The sequence below is a fragment of the Streptomyces sp. T028 genome (assembly GCF_048159505.1).
Taxonomy (GTDB): domain Bacteria; phylum Actinomycetota; class Actinomycetes; order Streptomycetales; family Streptomycetaceae; genus Streptomyces.
In genome coordinates, this window is the sequence record NZ_JBLRVZ010000007.1 from 1 (window position 1) to 20,088 (window position 20,088).

Annotated in this window: 18 protein-coding genes; 11 read left to right on the forward strand and 7 right to left on the reverse strand. The window is 70.7% G+C overall.

The window, feature by feature from the left end; all coding sequences use genetic code 11:
• Positions 1–398: zinc ribbon domain-containing protein (locus ACLZN2_RS07345; protein WP_416977573.1), on the forward strand; the 398-nt coding region annotated here is incomplete at its 5' end.
• Between the two features lie 40 nt (positions 399–438).
• On the opposite strand, the gene rarD is transcribed toward ACLZN2_RS07345, so the two are convergent.
• From rarD to ACLZN2_RS07380, 7 genes are all read right to left on the reverse strand, one after another.
• A complete protein-coding gene (rarD, locus tag ACLZN2_RS07350; RefSeq protein ID WP_416977574.1) occupies positions 439–1,389 on the reverse strand; it encodes an EamA family transporter RarD in 951 nt (316 codons plus the stop codon).
• A 161-nt stretch (positions 1,390–1,550) separates the two neighbouring features.
• Positions 1,551–2,405: an SDR family oxidoreductase gene (locus ACLZN2_RS07355; RefSeq protein ID WP_416977575.1), complete on the reverse strand. Its 855-nt coding sequence runs from the start codon at positions 2,403–2,405 to the stop codon at positions 1,551–1,553.
• Between the two features lie 169 nt (positions 2,406–2,574).
• Complete coding sequence (locus ACLZN2_RS07360; RefSeq protein WP_416977576.1) at positions 2,575–3,627, reverse strand: 2-oxoacid:ferredoxin oxidoreductase subunit beta; 1,053 nt, start codon at positions 3,625–3,627, stop codon at positions 2,575–2,577.
• On the reverse strand, positions 3,617–5,569 hold the full coding sequence (locus ACLZN2_RS07365; protein ID WP_416977577.1) for a 2-oxoacid:acceptor oxidoreductase subunit alpha: 1,953 nt from the start codon (positions 5,567–5,569) through the stop codon (positions 3,617–3,619). Before ACLZN2_RS07365 ends, ACLZN2_RS07360 begins: the two co-directional genes overlap by 11 nt.
• 275 nt (positions 5,570–5,844) lie before the next feature.
• A complete protein-coding gene (locus ACLZN2_RS07370) occupies positions 5,845–6,516 on the reverse strand; it encodes a LuxR C-terminal-related transcriptional regulator (protein WP_416977578.1) in 672 nt (223 codons plus the stop codon).
• A 318-nt stretch (positions 6,517–6,834) separates the two neighbouring features.
• Entirely contained in the window at positions 6,835–8,229 is a 1,395-nt protein-coding gene (locus ACLZN2_RS07375; protein WP_416977579.1) for a sensor histidine kinase, read from the reverse strand.
• Positions 8,230–8,359: 130 nt separating this feature from the next.
• Entirely contained in the window at positions 8,360–9,637 is a 1,278-nt protein-coding gene (locus tag ACLZN2_RS07380) for a sensor histidine kinase (protein ID WP_416977580.1), read from the reverse strand.
• A gap of 209 nt (positions 9,638–9,846) precedes the next feature.
• Here ACLZN2_RS07380 and ACLZN2_RS07385 point away from each other — a divergent pair, with 209 nt between their 5' ends.
• From ACLZN2_RS07385 to ACLZN2_RS07430, 10 genes are read left to right on the forward strand one after another with little or no spacing between them, the layout of a single operon-like run.
• Positions 9,847–10,242: an NADH-quinone oxidoreductase subunit A gene (locus tag ACLZN2_RS07385; protein WP_055637671.1), complete on the forward strand. Its 396-nt coding sequence runs from the start codon at positions 9,847–9,849 to the stop codon at positions 10,240–10,242.
• Entirely contained in the window at positions 10,233–10,871 is a 639-nt protein-coding gene (locus tag ACLZN2_RS07390) for an NADH-quinone oxidoreductase subunit B (protein ID WP_416977581.1), read from the forward strand. Before ACLZN2_RS07385 ends, ACLZN2_RS07390 begins: the two co-directional genes overlap by 10 nt.
• Entirely contained in the window at positions 10,868–12,133 is a 1,266-nt protein-coding gene (locus tag ACLZN2_RS07395) for an NADH-quinone oxidoreductase subunit C (protein WP_416977582.1), read from the forward strand. Before ACLZN2_RS07390 ends, ACLZN2_RS07395 begins: the two co-directional genes overlap by 4 nt.
• Positions 12,130–13,098 carry a complex I subunit 1/NuoH family protein gene (locus ACLZN2_RS07400; protein ID WP_416977583.1) on the forward strand — a complete coding sequence of 323 codons (969 nt, stop codon included), beginning with the start codon at positions 12,130–12,132 and terminating at the stop codon, positions 13,096–13,098. Before ACLZN2_RS07395 ends, ACLZN2_RS07400 begins: the two co-directional genes overlap by 4 nt.
• Positions 13,098–13,694: a NuoI/complex I 23 kDa subunit family protein gene (locus ACLZN2_RS07405; protein ID WP_416977584.1), complete on the forward strand. Its 597-nt coding sequence runs from the start codon at positions 13,098–13,100 to the stop codon at positions 13,692–13,694. The genes ACLZN2_RS07400 and ACLZN2_RS07405 overlap by 1 nt, the downstream gene beginning before the upstream one ends.
• A complete protein-coding gene (locus ACLZN2_RS07410) occupies positions 13,691–14,374 on the forward strand; it encodes an NADH-quinone oxidoreductase subunit J (RefSeq protein WP_416977585.1) in 684 nt (227 codons plus the stop codon). Before ACLZN2_RS07405 ends, ACLZN2_RS07410 begins: the two co-directional genes overlap by 4 nt.
• Positions 14,374–14,766, forward strand: coding sequence for an NADH-quinone oxidoreductase subunit NuoK (gene nuoK, locus ACLZN2_RS07415; protein WP_416977586.1), 393 nt, complete (start codon positions 14,374–14,376; stop codon positions 14,764–14,766). Before ACLZN2_RS07410 ends, nuoK begins: the two co-directional genes overlap by 1 nt.
• Positions 14,763–16,757, forward strand: coding sequence for an NADH-quinone oxidoreductase subunit L (locus ACLZN2_RS07420; RefSeq protein WP_416977587.1), 1,995 nt, complete (start codon positions 14,763–14,765; stop codon positions 16,755–16,757). Before nuoK ends, ACLZN2_RS07420 begins: the two co-directional genes overlap by 4 nt.
• Positions 16,758–16,763: 6 nt before the next feature.
• Positions 16,764–18,338, forward strand: coding sequence for a complex I subunit 4 family protein (locus ACLZN2_RS07425; RefSeq protein WP_416977588.1), 1,575 nt, complete (start codon positions 16,764–16,766; stop codon positions 18,336–18,338).
• Entirely contained in the window at positions 18,335–19,870 is a 1,536-nt protein-coding gene (locus ACLZN2_RS07430) for an NADH-quinone oxidoreductase subunit N (protein WP_416977589.1), read from the forward strand. The genes ACLZN2_RS07425 and ACLZN2_RS07430 overlap by 4 nt, the downstream gene beginning before the upstream one ends.
• Positions 19,871–20,088: the final 218 nt, after the last annotated feature.

Sequence of the window (20,088 nt, forward strand, 5' to 3'; positions counted from 1 at the left end):
CCGCGAAGGGAACCGTGGAGCAGCCCGGCAGACACGTGGCGCAGAAGTCCGGCCTGAACCGGTCGATCCTCGCCCAGGGCTGGGGACTGCTGCGGCAGCGCACCGAGCACAAGGCCCCCGGCCGGGTCGAGGACGTTCCCGCCCCCTACACATCTCTGCGGTGCAGTGCCTGTGGATGGATCGACAAGAACTCGCGCAAGAACCAAGCCGAGTTCTGCTGCTCCGCCTGCGGCTTCACCTGCAACGCGGATGAGAACGCAGCACACAACGTCGCGGCAGGACAGGGCGGGATCCCCCGCCCCCGGCGAACAGCCGGTGCCGGAGGGGTGACAACGGCCACCAGCCGTTCGAGCGCCCGTGAACCTCAACCCGCCTGGGTTGGAATCTCCCTCTTTTAAAAGAGGGAGAGGATGTCAATCAACCAGGCCGTCGGCCGAGTCACACGTCCATTGCGGCAGACGGCGCCTGGGAAACCTGCGGCACCTCGACAGCCCCCTTCGTCCGCCGCGCGGAGCGCCACGCGTCGGCGGTCAGCAGTACCAGCGCCAGCCACACCAGCCCGAACCCGGCCCACCGCTCCGCCGGCATCTCCTCACCGAAGTAGACGACCCCGAGCAGGAACTGGAACACCGGCGCCAGATACTGCAGCAGGCCCAGCGTGGACAGCGGCACCCGGATGGCGGCGGCCCCGAAGCACACCAGCGGCAGCGCGGTGACGATGCCGGTCGAGGCGAGCAGAGCCGCGTGACCGGCGCCCTCGGAGGCGAACGTGGAGCCGCCGTCCGCCGACAGCCACAGCAGATAGCCCAGCGCGGGCAGGAACTGGATCGCGGTCTCGGCGGCCAGCGACTCCACCCCGCCGAGGTTGACCTTCTTCTTCACCAGGCCGTACGTGGCGAAGGAGAAGGCGAGACAGAGCGAGATCCACGGTGGACGGCCGTAGCCGACGGTCAGCACGAGCACCGCGGCCAGACCGATGCCGACCGCCGCCCACTGCACGGGCCGCAGCCGCTCCTTCAGGATCAGCACGCCCATCGCGATGGTGACCAGCGGGTTGATGAAGTACCCGAGGGACGCCTCCACCACGTGCCCGGAGTTCACGGCCCAGATGTAGACGCCCCAGTTGACGGTGATGACGGCCGCCGCGATCACCACCAGCCCGAGCCGGCGCGGCTGCCGCAGCAGCTCGCCGGCCCACGCCCAGCGCCGTACGACGGCCAGGGCCGCGGCGACGAAGGCGAGGGACCACACCATGCGGTGGGCGAGGATCTCCACCGCCCCGGCGGGCTTGAGCAGAGGCCAGAACAGGGGGACCAGTCCCCACATCCCGTACGCCGCGAAGCCGTTCAGCAGGCCTATCCGGCCCTCACCCCTCGACGACCCGGCCACGGGCGCCCCTCCTTCTCATGTCCTCGCGCTTCTCATGTCCTCGCGTGCCTTCACGCACGCGTGCACGAAGGTAACGCCGAACACCCCCGTCCGTCATGCCCGTATCGCCATACGGTCATGACAGGCGGGGGTGAGAAGGCTCAGAGACGCCGAGAGGCCGGTCAGCCCTTGAGCGCCGCCGTGATCGCCTCGGAGAGCGGGGTGGTCGGGCGGCCCGCCAGACGCGACAGGTCGCCGCTGTCGACCACCAGCTCGCCCTCCGCGATCGACGCGTCCACGCCGACCAGGATCGTGGCGAAGTGCTCGGGCATTCCCGCGCCGGTCAGGATGGAGACGAGCGCCTCGGCGGGCACCGCGTTGTAGGCGATCTCCTTGCCGGTCTGCCGGCTCAGCTCGGCCGCGTACTCGGCGAAGCCCCACGCCTCGTCGCCGCCCAGCTCGTACGTCTTGTTCTCGTGGCCCTCACCGGTCAGTACGGCGACGGCGGCGGCCGCGTAGTCCGCGCGGGAGGCGGAGGACACCCGGCCCTCACCGGCGGCGCTGACGACGGCGTTGTGCTCCAGCACCGGGGCGAGCTGCTCGGTGTAGTTCTCGTGGTACCAGCCGTTGCGCAGCAGCACGTACGGCACACCCGAGGAGGTCAGCGCCTTCTCGGTGGCACGGTGGTCGTCGGCCAGCGCGGCGCTCAGCGTGCCCGGCGCGCTGGTGTACGCCAGCAGCGCGACCCCGGCGTCCTTCGCCCGGTCGATGACGACCTGGTGCTGGGCGGGGCGGCCCTTGTCGAACTCGTTGCCCGAGATCAGGAGCACCTTGTCGCCGGCCCCGAACAGGCCGTCGAAGGTCTCGGGGGTGTTGTAGTCGGCGACGGCGATCTTCACGCCGCGGTCGGCGAAGTCCGCGGCCTTGGACTCGTCGCGCACGACGGCCGTGATCTGCTCCGCCGGAACCTTCTCCAGCAGCTGCTCGACGACGTGGCGGCCGAGCTTTCCGGTGGCTCCGGTGACGACGATGCTCATGGCTCAGAACTCCTAGGGGGTAGCGGGTCTGCCACCACCCTAGGAGGAGCGCTAACTCAGCGAAAGTACCCACTTCAAAGTAAGGTACTGGTGCTGAGGTAAGTGCCTCTGACCTGCGGTGCTCTGCGGTGCTCTGCGGCTTTCTGTGGTGCTCGCCCTTGACGGCCGCTCAGCCGACGACCGTCCAGGTGTCCCCGCCCGCCAGCAGCGCGGCCAGATCGCCCTTGCCGTGCTGTTCGACGGCCGTGTCGAGCTGGTCGGCCATCTGGGTGTCGTAGACCGGCCGCTCGACGGAGCGGAACACGCCGATCGGGGTGTTGTGCAGGGTGTCCGGGTCGGCGAGGCGGGAGAGCGCGAAGGCGGTGGTCGCGGACGCGGAGTGCGCGTCGTGGACCAGGATCTCCCCCTCGTTCTCCGGCGTCACCGCGACCACCCGCAGATCGCCGGTCGCCGCATCCCGTACGACCCCCTTGTGCTGCTCGGCCCCGAACCGGATCGGCTGCCCGTGCTCCAGCCGGATCACCGCCTCCTCGGCCTGCTGCTTGTCCTTGACCGCGTCGAAGGCGCCGTCGTTGAAGATGTTGCAGTTCTGGTAGATCTCGATCAGCGCCGTGCCCGGGTGGGCGGCGGCCTGCCGGAGCACCTCCGTCAGATGCTTGCGGTCGGAGTCGATGGTGCGGGCGACGAAGGACGCCTCCGCGCCGATCGCCAGCGACACCGGGTTGAACGGCGCGTCCAGCGACCCCATCGGCGTCGACTTGGTGATCTTGCCGACCTCGGAGGTGGGGGAGTACTGGCCCTTGGTCAGCCCGTAGATCCGGTTGTTGAACAGCAGGATCTTGAGGTTGACGTTGCGGCGCAGGGCGTGGATGAGGTGGTTGCCGCCGATGGAGAGGGCGTCACCGTCGCCGGTCACCACCCAGACGGAAAGGTCGCGGCGGCTGGAGGCGAGCCCGGTCGCGATCGCGGGCGCCCGCCCGTGAATCGAATGCATCCCGTAGGTGTTCAGGTAGTACGGGAAGCGCGAGGAGCAGCCGATGCCCGAGACGAAGACGATGTTCTCCCTGGCCAGCCCCAGTTCCGGCATGAAGCCCTGGACGGCCGCCAGGATCGCGTAGTCGCCGCAGCCCGGGCACCAGCGCACCTCCTGGTCCGACTTGAAGTCCTTCATGGACTGCCGGGCTTCGGCCTTGGGCACGAGGGAGAGTGACTCAGTGGTCATGGATGGCCTCCTTGAGCGCCGCGGCGAGCTGCTCCGCCTTGAACGGCATGCCGTTCACCTGGTTGTACGAGTGGGCGTCGACCAGGTACTTCGCCCGGATGAGGGTGGCGAGCTGGCCGAGGTTCATCTCCGGGACGACGACCCTGTCGTAGGCCTTCAGCACCTCGCCCAGGTTGCGCGGGAAGGGGTTCAGGTGCCGCAGATGCGCCTGCGCGATCGCCTCCCCGGCCGCCCGCAGCCGTCGTACGGCGGCGGTGATCGGCCCGTATGTCGAGCCCCAGCCCAGGACGAGCGTGGTGGCCCGGTCGGGGTCGTCGACCTGGAGGTCCGGGACCTCGATGCCGTCGATCTTGGCCTGGCGGACGCGGACCATGAAGTCGTGGTTGGCGGGGGAGTAGGAGATGTTCCCGGTCCCGTCCTCCTTCTCGATACCGCCGATGCGGTGTTCGAGCCCCGGAGTGCCCGGGATCGCCCACGGCCGGGCCAGGGTCTGCGGATCCCGCTTGTACGGCCAGAAGACCTCGGTGCCGTCCTCCAGGGTGTGGTTCGGGCCCTGCGTGAACTGCACCCGCAGATCCGGCAGCTCGTCCAGCTCGGGGATCCGCCACGGCTCTGAGCCGTTGGCCAGATAGCCGTCGGAGAGGAGGAAGACCGGGGTGCGGTAGGTCAGGGCGATCCGCGCGGCCTCCAGGGCGGCGTCGAAGCAGTCGGCGGGGGTGCGGGGCGCCACGATCGGCACCGGCGCCTCGCCGTTGCGCCCGAACATGGCCTGCAGCAGATCCGCCTGCTCGGTCTTGGTCGGCAGCCCGGTGGAGGGGCCACCCCGCTGGATGTCGACGACCAGCAGCGGCAGCTCCAGCGAGACCGCGAGCCCGATGGTCTCGGACTTCAGCGCCACACCGGGGCCGGAGGTCGTTGTCACGGCCAGGGACCCGCCGAAGGCCGCCCCCAGCGCGGCCCCGATGCCGGCGATCTCGTCCTCGGCCTGGAAGGTGCGCACACCGAAGTTCTTGTGCTTGCTCAGCTCGTGCAGGATGTCCGAGGCCGGGGTGATCGGGTACGAGCCCAGGAACAGCGGCAGATCGGCCTGGCGCGAGGCGGTGACCAGCCCGTACGCGAGGGCCAGGTTCCCGGAGATGTTCCGGTAGGTCCCCACGGGGAACGCCTTGGCGGCCGGAGCGACCTCGTAGCTGACGGCGAAGTCCTCGGTGGTCTCCCCGAAGTTCCAGCCGGCGCGGAAGGCGGCGATGTTGGCGGCCGCGATGTCGGGCTTCTTGGCGAACTTCGACCTCAGGAACTTCTCCGTGCCCTCGGTGGGCCGGTGGTACATCCACGAAAGGAGGCCGAGCGCGAACATGTTCTTGCTGCGCTCGGCCTCCTTGCGGGTGAGGTCGAATTCCTTGAGAGCCTCGACGGTCAGGGTGGTCAGCGGGACCGGGTGGAGCTGGTAACCGTCGAGGGAACCGTCCTCCAGCGGCGAGGCCGCGTACCCCACCTTCTGCATCGCCCGCTTGGTGAACTCGTCGGTGTTGACGATGATCTCCGCCCCGCGCGGCACATCCCCGATGTTCGCCTTCAGGGCCGCCGGATTCATCGCGACCAGCACATTGGGCGCGTCGCCCGGGGTGAGGATGTCGTGGTCGGCGAAGTGCAACTGGAACGAGGAGACACCGGGGAGCGTCCCGGCGGGCGCGCGGATCTCGGCGGGGAAGTTCGGCAGGGTGGACAGATCGTTGCCGAACGACGCCGTCTCCGAGGTGAACCGGTCACCGGTGAGCTGCATACCGTCACCCGAGTCACCCGCGAACCTGATGATCACCCGGTCGAGACGGCGTACGTCCTTCGCCGTCGCGTCCGGTCTGCGCTGCTCTCCCACGACGGTCCCGTCGGCCTGCTCGGCCTGCCCGGTCTGTCCCGTTGCGCTGCTGACCCGACTGGTCACTGAACTGGACCTCCCTCGAGGTGGCTGTCCCGGAGGGGTCTTCGCGAAGGCCCTCCATGGATCAACCCTACGTCTGTGAGGGTCGCCTTCCCTCGGCCGTTCGTATGACGGTCACTGCTCTGAGACGGCCCGGCACCCCGACTTGTCATGATTTCCCGCCTCACCGGTGTCCCCCTGGTAGACGCACCGACCGAGTTCCCCGGTTCACGCGAGGAACGATGCCCGACGCGACTCTGATCACGGTCGAGTCACCGTCGAGCCACAGTGCCACTCCGTCACGAATTGAGGTAGGTGAGCACCGCAAGAACCCGACGGTGATCCCCGTCACTCGGAGAGAGCCCGAGCTTCAGGAAGATGTTGCTGACGTGCTTCTCGACGGCCCCGTCGCTGACCACCAGCTGCCGGGCGATCGCGGAGTTGGTCCGCCCCTCGGCCATCAGCCCCAGCACCTCCCGCTCACGCGGAGTGAGACCCGCGAGCACGTCCTGCTGACGGCTGCGCCCCAGCAGCTGCGCCACGACCTCCGGATCGAGCGCGGTCCCCCCGGAAGCCACCCGCACCACCGCGTCCACGAACTCCCGCACCTCGGCGACCCGGTCCTTCAGCAGATACCCCACTCCACGGCTCGAACCGGCCAGCAGTTCGGTGGCGTACCTTTCCTCCACATACTGTGACAGCACCAGCACACCGAGCCCCGGATGCTCCTTCCGCAGCTGTACGGCGGCCCGCACCCCTTCGTCGGTGTGCGTGGGCGGCATCCGCACATCGGCGACGACGACGTCCGGCGGCGCCCCCTCGTCATGCAGCTCGGCGACCGTCTTGAGCAGCGCCTCGGCGTCCCCGACCCCCGCGACGACCTCGTGCCCCCGGTCGGTCAGCAACCGGGTCAGCCCCTCCCGCAACAGCACCGAATCCTCGGCGATGACCACCCGCACCCTGTCCTCCACGCTCCCGGCCCCCCAGCCAGCCGTCCACCCGTCAGTCGAACACCTCCAGCATTCCAGCAATGGGCACTTCCGCACCTGTCAATGGACCGATGGCGGAAAGGACGGCGCGAAGAGGACGGGCAGCTGTGGGCACGGCCCACCCAATTCAGCCCGTCCGGCGTTTGAGGACGAGGCCCGTTCAGGGCCGACGGGGGGTCTGGGGGCGCAGCCCCCAGTGGGGTGCAGCCCCCAGTGGGGTGCAGGGGCGAAGCCCCGCCGGGGTCGAAGGGGCGAAGCCCCTGGGGGATGGGAAGGGTAAGGGCGGCGGGGGCGAGAAACTCACGCCCGCCACGGCAGCTCCGCAGTCACCCGCGTAGGCCCCCCGACCGGCGAATCCACCACCAGAACCCCGTCCACCGCATCCAACCGCTCCGCCAACCCCGCCAACCCAGACCCCCCAGAAACCTCCGCACCCCCCACCCCGTCATCCACCACCTGCAACATCAACCGATCCTCCACCCGCCACACATCCACCGAAGCCGCCCGTGCCCCACTGTGCTTACTCACGTTCTGCAGCAACTCGGACACGGTGAAATAAGCGATCCCCTCGATCGCCGCAACCGGCCGCGACCCCAGATCCACCTCCACCCGCACCGGCACCGCGCACCGCGAGGCCACCGCCGACAGCGCGGCGTCCAGCCCCCGGTCGGTCAGCACCGCAGGATGAATGCCCCGCGCCAGATCCCGCAGTTCCTGCAGCGCCGTCTTCACCTCACCGTGCGCCTCGTCCACCATCCGCGCCGCAGCCTGCGGATCCTCCCGCAACTTCTCCTTCGCCAGCCCCAGATCCATCGCCAGCGCCACCAGCCGCGCCTGCGCCCCGTCGTGCAGATCCCGCTCGATCCGCCGCAGATCCGCCGCCGCCGTGTCCACCACGACCCCCCGGTCCGACTCCAGCTCCACCACCCGCGACGCCAGCCGCGACGGCCCGAGCAGCCCGTGCACCAGCAGCCGGTCCACCGTCGTCAGCGCCCGCACGATCCACGGCGTCGCCAGCGTCACGAGCAGCCCCACCGACGCCGTGACGGTGATCTCGAAGGGGTTGTCCAGATACACCTGGTGGTGCTCGTCGCCGTACAGCTGAAGGCCGTCCTGCCCGCCGTACATCGGGAACAGCCAGCACCACAGCGGATACGTCAGCATCGTCCAGCCGAACGCCCACACGGTGACCGTCACGCAGAACGAGAACACCGCCCACGGAAACTGCACCAGCACGAACAGCACATGCCGCCACGAGCTCCCGCTCCTCAAAACGGCCCCCATCCACGCCATGACCCCGGCACGCCCGTCCCGCCCGCGCACCCGCAACGGCTCCGGATCCCGCACCTGAAGCCCCAGCAGCCCCCGCGCCCGCGCCCGCTCCAGCGCCCCGAAGCCCCGGCAGGCCGCCAGCCCCGCCGCCAGCACCGGGATGCCGAGGAACGTCACCAGCAGCCCCGCCCCGACCGACAGCATGGTCACGGTGAAGACGAAGAACGCGACGCTCACCGGGAATCCGGTCAGCACATAGGCGAGCTCACGCCAGTGCCGCCCACTGACCGGCTCGACCAACGCGGCCGGCAGCCGACGCCGCCGCATCCCATGGCCCCCGTACGATTCCCCGTGCTCCCTGTACTCCTCGTACTCCCCGTCGTAACGCCCGTACTGCCCAGACTGCCCGTACTGCGTGGCCATCGGCGCCGTCCGTTCTGCTCGTCTCCACTCGCCCCGCGCATCGCGCAGCTGCTGTGACCCACCTCCACCCTCCTCGGCACCGCCCCCAGGGGCCATCCAGTCCGTCGGTCTGTCGGAAGGGGGGTTTTCCCTACCCCTCACCCCTACGGGCCGCAGCGCCCCGCTCCGGTTCCCGCTCCCGCCAGGGCAGCTCTGCCGTCACCGTCGTGGGACCCCCCACCGGCGACTCCACCACGAACACCCCGTCGACGGCGTCCAGCCGGTCCGCGAGCCCCCGCATCCCCGTCCCCGCGTCGAGCCGCGCCCCGCCCCGGCCGTCGTCCCCGACCTGGATGAGCAGCCGCTCGTCCGTCCGCCACACATCCACCGAGGCCGACCGCGCCCCGCTGTGCTTGCTGATGTTCTGCAGCAGCTCCGACACGGTGAAGTAGGCGATCCCCTCGATGGCCTGCGCCGGCCTGGACGCCAGATCGACGGTCACCTTCACCGGCACCGTGCACCGCGAGGCCACCGCCGACAGCGCGGCGTCCAGCCCCCGGTCGGTCAGCACCGCCGGATGAATACCCCGCGCCAGATCCCTCAGCTCCTGCAGCGCGAGCTTCACCTCGCCGTGCGCCTCCTCGACCATGGCCGCCACGGCGTCGTCGGCCTGCCCCTCCTGCAGCTTCTCCTTCGCCAGCCCCAGCCCCATCGCCAGATTGACCAGCCGGGCCTGCGCCCCGTCGTGCAGATCCCGCTCGATGCGCCGCAGATCCGCCGCCGCCGTGTCCACCACGACCCCCCGGTCCGACTCCAGCTCCGCGATCCGCCGCTCCAGCTCGTCGGACGGCGACAGCAGCGCCCGCACCATCGCCCGGTCCGCATTGGTCAGCCCCCGCGCGAGGTATGGCAGGACCGGCCACAGCACGAACAGGGCGGGAAGTACGACACTGAAGGTGAGGATCCCCCACGGCAACCGGATGAAGTCGTAGAGCACCGTGCGCCAGGCCACCGGATCCTTCAACGCCAGCCACATCCGCGCGACGGGCCCGCCCGCCCGGCGCAACGGCAGCGGGCTCGGCTCGTCGATCCGTACCCCGAGCAGCAGCCGCGCCCGCCCCCGCTCGAACCGGCCCACCAGCCGCGCACCCGCCAGACCCAGCGCGAGCAGCGGCAACCCGACCACGGTGATGGTCAGCGAGGCGCCCGTGAACAACACCGTCATGACATAGACGAACCCGAACAACGACATCGGAAGATTCGCCAGAAGATGCGCGATCTCCTTCCACGTCTGCACATCGAGAGCAGGCTTCACCGGCGGCAACCCGTCGTCGAGTCGACCGCCCTCGGGCCGATGGCCGTCGGGCCGACGGTCGTGGGGGCGATGGTCGTGGGGGCGGCGGTCGCCGGGCTGGTGGGAAGTGGTCATATGGGCTAGCCTGCCGGGCCGCGGGCCCCCGCGCCATGAGGTTCCCCGCCCAGGCCCCCTGGGGAAAACCCCCGTCTCCCGGTCCAAGGCATGACGGGCTGCTTACCGCCCCTTTATCAGGGCCTAGACTCCGTGCGTACAGATCGTCGAAGAGGCCCGAGTGGCCGAAGAAGCCGAAGAGGCTGAGGTCAGGGAGCGAGGGGACGGACGTGCGGGAACCGACCGTCGAGATCGCGGCGGACTACTTCCGGTCCTATTCGGTCGTCGGACTGCTCGCCGTCGTCGGCGTGCTGTTCGTGGCCGTCGCCTTCGGCGCCGGACGCCTGCTGCGCCCCGTGGTGCCGACCCCCGAGAAGCTCCTGACGTACGAGTGCGGCGTCGACCCCGTCGGCGAGGGCTGGGCACACACCCAGGTCCGCTACTACGTCTACGCCTTCCTCTATGTCATCTTCGCCGTCGACTCGATCTTCCTGTTCCCCTGGGCGACGGTCTTCGCCGCCCCCGGCTACGGCGCCACGACCCTCGTGGAGATGTTCATCTTCCTCGGCTTCCTCGCCGTAGGCCTGCTGTACGCATACAAGAAGGGCGTCCTGACATGGACGTGACCCCAGAGGCGACCGCTTCCGCCGAAGCGACAGCCTCCGCACCCGTTCTCCTCCCGGAGCCCAAGCGCCTGGGCGCCCTCGCCCGCCTCGCCCCCGAGCCGATGAAGGTCGTCCTCAACTGGGGCCGCCGCTACTCGCTCTGGGTCTTCAACTTCGGCCTCGCCTGCTGCGCCATCGAGTTCATCGCCGCGTCGATGGCCCGCCACGACTTCATCCGCCTCGGCGTCATCCCCTTCGCCCCGGGCCCCCGCCAGGCCGACCTGATGGTCGTCTCCGGCACGGTCACGGACAAGATGGCCCCGGCCGTGAAGCGCCTGTACGAGCAGATGCCCGAGCCGAAGTACGTCATCTCCTTCGGCGCCTGCAGCAACTGCGGCGGCCCCTACTGGGACTCGTACTCCGTGACGAAGGGCGTCGACCAGATCATCCCCGTCGACGTCTACGTCCCCGGCTGCCCGCCCCGCCCCGAGGCCCTCCTCCAGGGCATCCTCAAGCTCCAGGAGAAGATCGCCCGGGAGTCCCTGCACGAGCGCTACGGCACCCACCGCCCGTCGGCCGCCGCCCTGCAGAGCGACCTGGTGAAGCCGCCGGCCGCCCAGCCGTCCACGGGCCCGGAGGCCGTCCGATGACCACTACCGGCTGGCTGCCCGCCCCCGTCGAGGACCTCTTCGGTACGGACGCCACGGCCGAGGAGTCCTACGACGTCCTGACCGTCGACGTCCCGCCCGCGGCCTGGACCACCGCCCTGCGCACCGCCCGCGACGAACTCTCCTGCACCTACTTCGACTGGCTGAGCGCCGTCGACGAACCCGGCACCGGCTTCCGCGTCTCCGCCCACGTCGTCGCGCTCGCCCCGGTCCGCCGCCTTCTCCTGCGCACGACCGTCCCGCACGAGGCCCCGGCCCTCGCCTCCGCCGTCGACGTCTACGCGGGCGCAGCCTGGCACGAACGCGAGACCCACGAAATGTTCGGCGTCGCTTTCGAGGGCCACCCCTCCCTGGACCACCTCCTCCTCCCTGAGACTTTCGAAGGCCACCCCCTCCGCAAGGACTTCGTCCTCGCCTCCCGGGTCGCCAAGGCGTGGCCCGGCGCCAAGGAACCGGGGGAGCCCGCGGCGGGTGCGGCGCACGGCGGCCCCAAGCGCCGACAGACGCTGCCCCCCGGCGTGCCCGACCCGAACGAGTGGGGCCCCCTCAAGGGCCAGCTCCCACCCGCCCCGGCCCGCGGAGGGGCAGCCGGCCGAGCCGTCGGCGACCGCCCGGCCCGCCCGGCACCCGGCGAACGCCCCGCCCGCCGCACCCGCACAGCAGCGGAGGGCTCCGCCAGCCAGACGACCCCGACGGCCCCCGCCACGCCCCCGGGCCCCGTCGCCCCCCAGCCCCCTGCCGGCCCCCGCCGAACGAGAACCGCAAGCGGAGGCTCCTCGTCCCAACGCACCGAGGGCACCCAGCCCACCGAGGACGCAACTCTCTCCGAGGCCACCGGGTCTGCCGAGCCCGCAACACCTGCCGAGCCCGCCAAGCCCGCCGAGCCCGCAACGCCTGCCGGGGAAGCAGCAGCCCCGGACACCCCCACCGGCCCTGCCCGGACCTCCCGCAGCTCCGACGCCCCCTGGCATCACGCCCGCCCGGCCTTCGACGAGCCGGCACCGAAGCACACGCCGAACCAACCGGATCGGCCCCACGTGCAGCCGGAGCCGGAGCAAGCCACCGGGCAGCCGGGCCCGGGGGAGAAGCCGGTGCAACCGCAACCACGCCAGGAGTCCACCTCGAAGCCGGAGCCAAAGCCGGAGCGGCGACCGGAGCCCGAACAGCCCCCGGCCCGCAAGCCGTCCGGCCCCGGCCCCGACCCGGACGCCGACCCCGAACCCCCGTCAGGAGGCCCGCAGTGAACGACGCTCTCGACGTCACCCTGCGACTCCTGCTCGTCTTCGCCGTCTTCCTCACCTTCCCCCTGATCGTCGGGCAGACCGAGCACAAGGTGATGGCCCATATGCAGGGCCGCCTCGGCCCGATGTACGCCGGCGGCTTCCACGGCTGGGCCCAGCTCATCGCGGACGGGGTGAAGTTCGCGCAGAAGGAGGACGTGGTCCCCGCCGGCGCGGACCGCCGTATCTTCCAGCTCGCCCCCGCCGTCGCCCTCCTGCCGTACCTCCTCGTCCTGCTCGCCATCCCGATCGGCCCCGGCGAGGGCGCCGTCGGCCAGGTCCTGGACGCGGGCGTGTTCTTCGTCCTCGCCGTGATGGGCGTCGGCGTGCTCGGCTCCCTCATGGCCGGCTGGGCCAGCGCCAACAAGTTCTCCCTCCTCGGCGGCCTGCGCACCGCCGCCCAGCTCCTCGCCTACGAACTCCCGATGCTGCTCACCGCCGCCTCGGTGGCGATGGCGGCCGGCACGGTCTCCCTGCCCGGCATCGTCGACGCCTTCGAGTGGTGGTGGCTGCCCTGGCAGATCGTCGGCGCGATCGTCTTCTTCGTCGCCGGCCTCGCCGAACTGCAGCGTCCGCCCTTCGACATGCCCGTCGCCGACTCCGAGATCATCTTCGGCGCGTACACCGAGTACACGGGTCTGCGATTCGCCCTGTTCCTCCTCGCCGAGTACGCCGGGATCGTCGTCCTGTGCGGTCTGACCACCGTCCTCTTCCTGGGCGGCTGGCACGGCCCCTGGGGCGCCGACGGCCTCGGCTGGGTGTGGACCCTGCTGAAGGCGGCCGTCCTCGCCTTCGTCGTCATCTGGCTGCGTGTGACCTATCCCCGGCTGCGCGAGGACCAGCTCCAGAAGCTCTCCTGGACCCTCCTCGTCCCCCTTTCTCTCGCCCAGATCGCCCTCACCGGCGTCGTCAAGGTGGTGATCTCCTAGTGGCCCCCATTCCTGGCTCCGGCCTCGCCAAGGGCCTGGCCGTCACCCTCCGCACGATGACGAGGAAGTCCGTCACCGAGCAGTACCCGGACGCCCAGCCGGAGCTCCCGCCCCGCACCCGGGGCGTGATCGGCCTGTTCGAGGAGAACTGCACGGTCTGCATGCTCTGTGCCCGTGAGTGCCCCGACTGGTGCATCTACATCGACTCCCACAAGGAGACGGTCCCGCCCGCCGCCCCGGGCGGCCGTGAGCGCAGCCGCAACGTCCTCGACCGCTTCGCCATCGACTTCTCCCTGTGCATGTACTGCGGTATCTGCATCGAGGTGTGTCCTTTCGACGCCCTGTTCTGGTCCCCGGAGTTCGAGTACGCCGAGACCGACATCCGCGAGCTCACCCACGAGCGGGACAAGCTCCGCGAGTGGATGTGGACGGTCCCGGCGCCGCCCGCCCTCGACCCCGCCGCCGAGGAGCCGAAGGAGATCTCCGCCGCCCGTAAGACGGCGGAGAAACTGGCCGCCGCCCAGGCCCAGCCCACGGAGGCCACCGAGGCCACCGCGCCCGGCGAGCCCTCCGAGCCCCAGGGAGGAGAGTCGTGACCCCCGCCTCCTCCTCCGCTGCAGCGGCCCTGGCCGCCGCGCCGCACGGCTTCCTCTCCCCGACCGGGGTCGAGATCGCGTTCGTCCTCGTCGGCCTGGCCACCCTGGGCGCCGCCCTCGTCACCGTCACCAGCCGACAGCTGGTCCACGCCGCCCTGTGGCTGGTGGTCGCCCTCGGCGGCCTCGCCGTCGAGTACCTCCTGCTCACCGCCGAGTTCATCGCCTGGGTGCAGGTCCTCATCTACGTCGGTTCCGTCGTCGTCCTCCTTCTCTTCGGTCTGATGCTCACCAAGGCGCCCATCGGCCGCTCCCCGGACGCCGACTCCGGCAACCGCTGGGCCGCCCTGACGGTCGCCGTCGCCGCGGCTGCCGCGCTCGTCTGGGTGGTCGTCGATGCCTTCCGCACCACCTGGATCGACCTGGACGGCCCCGCCGCCGGCTCCACCGAGGTCACCGGAGCGAGCCTCTTCCAGAACTGGGTCCTTCCCTTCGAGGCCCTCTCCGTCCTCCTCCTCGCGGCCCTGGTCGGCGCGATCGTCCTGTCCCGCAAGGCGAGGGCGGAGTCGGATGCGAGCTCTCCCCCCGTGAACGCCCGGGGTGTCACCAGGAGTTCCCGGACCGTCACAGAAAGTGGCGAAGAAATTTCAGGTTCCCCGGCCGAGCAGGAAGGCGCCCGCTGATGCACCTCGCCTATCCCGCCGTTCTCGCCGCCCTCCTCTTCTGCACCGGTCTCTACGGCGTCCTCGCCCGTCGCAACGCGATCCTGGTCCTGATGTCGGTCGAGCTGATGCTCAACGCCGTCAACCTCAACCTTGTCGCCTTCGACGTCTGGCTCAGCCGGGCCGCCGAGGAGACCCTGCACTCCGGGCAGGCCCTGACCCTGTTCACCATCGCCATCGCCGCCGCCGAGATCGGCATCGGCCTGGCCATCGTCCTCGCCGTGTACCGGGCCCGCGGCACCTCGGACATCGACCGGCTCCGCGACACCGCCGAGGGCCACGAGAGCGACATCCCCGAGACCGACACCGCAGAGACCGGGCCGGGCACCGAGAAGGCTGAGGCCACCGCGTGACCACGACCACCCTCGCCGTACTCGTCCCTCTCCTTCCGTTCCTGGGCGCGGTGGCCGGACTGCTCCTCGGGCGCAACGCCCCCGGATTCGTCCGCCCCCTCGCGGTCCTGCCGACCCTCACCTCCCTGGCCCTGGCCGCCGTGGTCGCCGTACGCCAGGGCGGCGACGCCGCCATCACCGCGGCCACCGAACTCACCCCCACCGGCTCGATCCCGATCGAGCTCTCCCTGTACATCGACGGCTTCGCCGCCCTGGTCGCCGTCCTGGTCGGCACCGTCGCCACCTGTGTGCAGATCTACTCGACCGGCTACCTTCGCGAGGACCCGCGCTACCCCTCGTACGCCGCGCTCGTCTCCCTGTTCACCTCCGCGATGTTCCTGGTCGTCTACACCGGCGACCTGATCGTGCTGCTGGTCGGCTGGGAAGTCATGGGCATCTGCTCCTACTTCCTCGTCGGCCACTACTGGGAGACCCCGGAGGCCCGCGCCGCCTCCCTCAAGGCCTTCCTGGTCACCAAGCTCGGCGACGTCCCCTTCCTGATCGGCCTGTTCGCCCTCGCCACCGACGCCGGCTCCTTCGAGATCACGAAAGTCCTCGGCGCCGTCTCCCACGGCGGCCTCGACCACCCGACCGTCGTCGCCCTGCTGCTCCTCGCCGGCGTGGCCGGCAAGTCCGCGCAGTTCCCGCTGCACACCTGGCTCCCCGACGCGATGGCCGGCCCCACCCCCGTCTCCGCGCTGATCCACGCCGCGACGATGGTCGCCGCCGGTGTCTACTTCATCGCCCGGCTCCTCCCGGTCTTCGAGGCCTCCCAGGCCGCCATGGTCGTCCTCGCCGTGATGGCCGCCGTCACGATGGTCGGCTCCGGCCTCGCGGCGCTCGCGCAGGACGACATCAAGCGCGTCCTCGCCTACTCGACGATCGGCCAGCTCGGCTATATGACCGGTGCCCTCGCCGTCGGCGACCGCTCGGCCGCCGTCTTCCACCTCCTCTCGCACGGCGCCTTCAAGGCCCTGCTGTTCCTCGCCGCCGGCGTGATCATCCACGCCGCCGGCACCAACTCGCTCGCCGCCATGTCCCGGATGAGCCGGCTGCGTGAGCGCGTCCCCGACGCCTACTGGACGATGACCGTGGCGCTCCTCGCGCTCGCCGCGATCCCGCCGTTCAGCGGCTTCTTCTCCAAGGAGTCCGTCCTCGGTGCCGCCGAGCACGTCACCACCGGCCACACCGAGCACGCCCCCGGCGCCGCCGGCTGGCTCGTCCTCGTCGCCGGACTGGCCACCGCCCTCCTCACCGCCGCCTACGCGACCCGTCTGTGGCTGCTGGCCTTCCACGGCCGGGGCGTCGAGGCCCCCGACCATGGCCGCCAGCCGCTGACCATGACCGTCGTGCTGTGGGTTCTCGCCGTCCCGTCCCTCGGCCTCGGCGCGCTCGCCTACCGCACGCTCCCCGGCTGGTTCGACGGCAACGACCTCGCCCCGACCGTCACCACCTCCGTGCTCGGCACGGGCGTGGCCCTGGCCGGCGCGCTCATCGCGTACGCCGCCTGGCGCCACCTCAGGCCCCTCACCGTCGTCGCTCCCCTGGGCGCGGTCGCCGCGCACCCCGAGGGCGACGCGGCCCAGGTCGAGGCCGAGGCCATCGCGACCCACGCGCCCGCCTACGGAGACATGGCCTCGGCGCCCGACCCGGCGGACCCCGGACGGCTCCTGCTCGGCCCGCTGTACCGTCACGCGGCCGTCGGCTTCCACCTCGACGCCGTGTACTCGGCGCTGTTCGTCCGCCCAGTCCAGGGCGGCGCGAGCCTTGTCCGGTTCCTCGACCGCGAGGTCGTCGACACCTACGTACGCGGCGCGGGCGCACTTCCCCGCTGGCTCGGCGCGGCCGTACGGCGCGCCCAGACCGGCAACGTCCAGACCTATGTGAGCGCGCTGCTCGCCGGCACCGTCGTCCTGGCGGTCGCCGTCCTCCTCGTCGCCTCGGGAGCGTGAGCAGGCGTGATCGATATCAACGAGTCCGTGATGCAGTTCCTTCTGGCGTTCGTCGTCGTCGGACCGCTTCTCGGCGCCGCCGCCGCTCTGCTGCCCGCCCCGCCCGGACTGAAGGGGAAGTCACCCGAGCAGGCCGTGCTCCGGCACGGTGTCACGGTCACCGGCGTGATCCTCGTCGCGGCGATCGTCCTCGCACTGGGCTTCGACCACGACCACCCGTCGAAGATGCAGGCCCGCACGGACATCAGCTGGATCCCGGCACTCGACGTACGCATCCATCTCGGCATCGACGGCATCTCCCTCCCCCTCCTGGTCCTGACCGCGCTGCTGACCTTCCTCTGCGCGCTCTACTCGTACTTCAAGATGCCCGCGGGGCCGACCCCGAAGGCCTTCGTCGCGCTGCTGCTCGTCCTCGAGTCCGGCACCCTCGCCACATTCGCCGTCCTCGACCTGCTGCTGTTCTTCCTCGCCTTCGAGATGGTCCTCATCCCGATGTACTTCCTCATCGCCCGCTGGGGCGGCGAGGGCCGGACCCGGGCGGCCTGGAAGTTCATCCTTTTCACGCTGCTCGGATCCGTGGTCATGCTGCTCGGCCTGCTCCTGATCGGAATCAAGGCGGGCACCTTCGACATGGTGGCACTCGCCACTGACAACGGCCGGTCGCTGAGTACGTCCGTGCAGGTCATCGCTGTTCTGACGATCGGGATCGGGCTCGCGGTCAAGACCCCGATGTGGCCCCTGCACAGCTGGTTGCCCGACGCCCACACCGCCGCCCCGACCGTCGGCTCAGTCCTGCTGGCCGGTGTCCTGCTGAAGATGGGCACGTACGGGTTCGTCCGGATCCTCCTTCCGATCGCGCCCGACGGCTTCCACACCTTCGCGCCCTACCTCGCCGCCTTCGCCGTCGTCGGGATCATCTACGGATCCCTGGCCTGCCTGGCCCTCGCCAAGCAGGGCGCGAAGGGCGACCTCAAGCGCCTGATCGCCTACTCCTCCGTCGGCCACATGGGCTTCGTCCTGCTCGGCATCGCCTCGACGACCCCGACCGGAGTGAACGGCGCCCTGTTCGCCAACATCGCCCACGGACTCATCACCGGCCTGCTCTTCTTCCTGGTCGGCGCCCTGAAGGACCGCACCGGCACCACCGACCTGGACGCCCTCGCCGAACAGACCGGCGCCGCGCTCTACGGCAAGGCACCCCGCCTCGGCGGGCTGCTCGCCTTCGCCGCGGTGGCCTCGCTCGGGCTGCCCGGCCTCGCCGGATTCTGGGGCGAGATGCTGGCCATGTTCGGCGCGTTCGACCCGGCGGCCGACCTCAGCCGTCCCGCCTTCCTCACCTTCACGGCGATCGCCGTGTTCGGCACCCTGCTGACGGCCGCGTACCTCCTCGTCGTGGTCCGCCGGGTCTGCATGGGCGCCCTGCCGCAGGACGCCCCGAAGCTCGCCGACGTCCAGTCGTACGAGTTCGCGGCCTGGACCCCGCTCGTCGCCCTCACCGTCGTAGCCGGCCTGTGGCCGAAGGCCCTCCTCGGCCTGACCGACCCGGCCGTGCAGCAGCTCCTCGCAGGAGGCAACCGATGAGCTCCCCGGCCCAGCCCCTGGCCGAGTCGCTGGTCCAGTCCGTCGACTGGCTCGCGATCGCCCCGCCCACGCTCGCGGCGGTCGTCGCCCTCGTCGTCCTGGTCGCCGACCTGTTCGTGGCCGACGCCCGCAAGCCGCTCCTCGGCTGGCTCTCCGTCGCCGGACTCGCCGCCTCCACGGCCCTCCTGCTGCCTCTCCTGGACGGCGACCGCTCCACGTTCTGCCTGACCGACGACCCCAGCGCGTGCAGCTACACGGCCGACCGCTTCACCCTCGTCATCCAGTTCCTGGTCCTCGGCGGAGCCCTGCTGGCCGCCCTCCTGTCCGTAACCGTCCTGAAGGACGCACGCGGCAGACTCCCCGAAGGGGAGTTCTGGTTCCTGCTGCTGTCCTCCGCCGCCGGCGCCGCCCTGCTGCCCGCCTCCCGCGACCTCGCCACGCTCGTCGTCGCCCTGGAGGTCGCCTCCCTGCCCGCGTTCGCCCTCGTCGGCATCCGGCACGGCGACCGCAGGTCCGCGGAGGCGGCCCTGAAGTTCTTCCTGTCGTCCGTCACCGCGACCGCCGTCAGTCTGATGGGCATCAGCTTCGTCTACGCCACGACCGGCACCCTGTACCTCACCCAGGTCGCCGACCGCATCCAGCACGTGGACGGCCAACTGCACAACCTCGCCCAGACCGGCGTCGTCCTCACCCTGGTCGGCTTCGCCTTCAAGACGGCCGCCGTCCCCTTCCACTTCTGGGTGCCCGACACCTACATCGGCGCCCCCCTGCCGATCGCCGCCTATCTGTCCGTCGTCGGCAAGGCGGTCGGCTTCTCCGGCCTCATCCTCGTCACGGTCGTCGGCCTGCCCTCCTACGCCGACGTCTGGGGCCCCGCCCTGGCCGCGCTGGCCGCCCTCACCATGACCGTCGGCAACGTCGGCGCCCTCCGCCAGCAGGCCACGCGCGCGTACAGCGCCGTACGCCTGCTCGCCTGGTCCTCCGTCGGCCAGGCCGGCTATCTCCTCGTACCGATCGCCGCCGCCGCGTACACCGACGACGCCGAGCACGCCATCGGCTCCACCGTCGCGTACGCCCTCATGTACGCGGCCGTGAACCTCGGCGCGTTCGCGGTGGCCGCCCTGGTGGGCCGTACGAGCCCGCAGAACCGACTCACGGACTACCGGGGCCTCTACGCCCGCAACCCGCTCTCCGCGCTCCTCCTGGCCTTCTTCCTGCTGTGCCTCGCCGGACTGCCTCCGGGTGTCATCGGCCTCTTCGCGAAGGTCACCGTCTTCTCCGCGGCCGTCGACGCGGGCCTGGGCTGGCTCGCGGTCGTCATGGCCGTCAACGTCGTGATCGCCCTGTACTACTACCTCCAGTGGACGGCGCTGCTGTTCCGCGCCCCCGAAGGCGAAACCGAGGGCGCACCCGTCAAGCACCGGGTCCCCGCCCCCCTCACCGCCGCGATCACCCTCACCGCCGCCCTCGCCATCGTCCTGTCCGGAGCACCCCAGCTGATCCTGCGCTTCACCGACACCGCCCTCTTCTGAGCGCCCCACGCGCGCGTACGCGCCCACCGACACGCCCTGCACCCCGCCGTCACCCCGACGGCCCACACCTGTGCCCGTACGCACAAGGGAACTAGTGACCCCCACCTGGCGTTGACCAGTACGGGAGGGTCCACTGGACGTGACACCACGGCTCCAGTGGGCATCGGAGACGGAACATCCGCAAGCAAAGGGTTCCCCTGCTGCACGATTTGGAGGGC

Bases quoted from the DNA above. Each gene is read 5' to 3' on its own strand.
- ACLZN2_RS07355 (WP_416977575.1), bottom strand. From the start codon at position 2,405: ATGAGCATCGTCGTCACCGGAGCCACCGGAAAGCTCGGCCGCCACGTC.
- ACLZN2_RS07360 (WP_416977576.1), bottom strand. From the start codon at position 3,627: ATGACCACTGAGTCACTCTCCCTCGTGCCCAAGGCCGAAGCCCGGCAG.
- ACLZN2_RS07375 (WP_416977579.1), bottom strand. From the start codon at position 8,229: ATGGCCACGCAGTACGGGCAGTCTGGGCAGTACGGGCGTTACGACGGG.
- ACLZN2_RS07380 (WP_416977580.1), bottom strand. From the start codon at position 9,637: ATGACCACTTCCCACCAGCCCGGCGACCGCCGCCCCCACGACCATCGC.
- ACLZN2_RS07390 (WP_416977581.1), top strand. From the start codon at position 10,233: ATGGACGTGACCCCAGAGGCGACCGCTTCCGCCGAAGCGACAGCCTCC.
- ACLZN2_RS07395 (WP_416977582.1), top strand. From the start codon at position 10,868: ATGACCACTACCGGCTGGCTGCCCGCCCCCGTCGAGGACCTCTTCGGT.
- nuoK (WP_416977586.1), top strand. From the start codon at position 14,374: ATGCACCTCGCCTATCCCGCCGTTCTCGCCGCCCTCCTCTTCTGCACC.
- ACLZN2_RS07430 (WP_416977589.1), top strand. From the start codon at position 18,335: ATGAGCTCCCCGGCCCAGCCCCTGGCCGAGTCGCTGGTCCAGTCCGTC.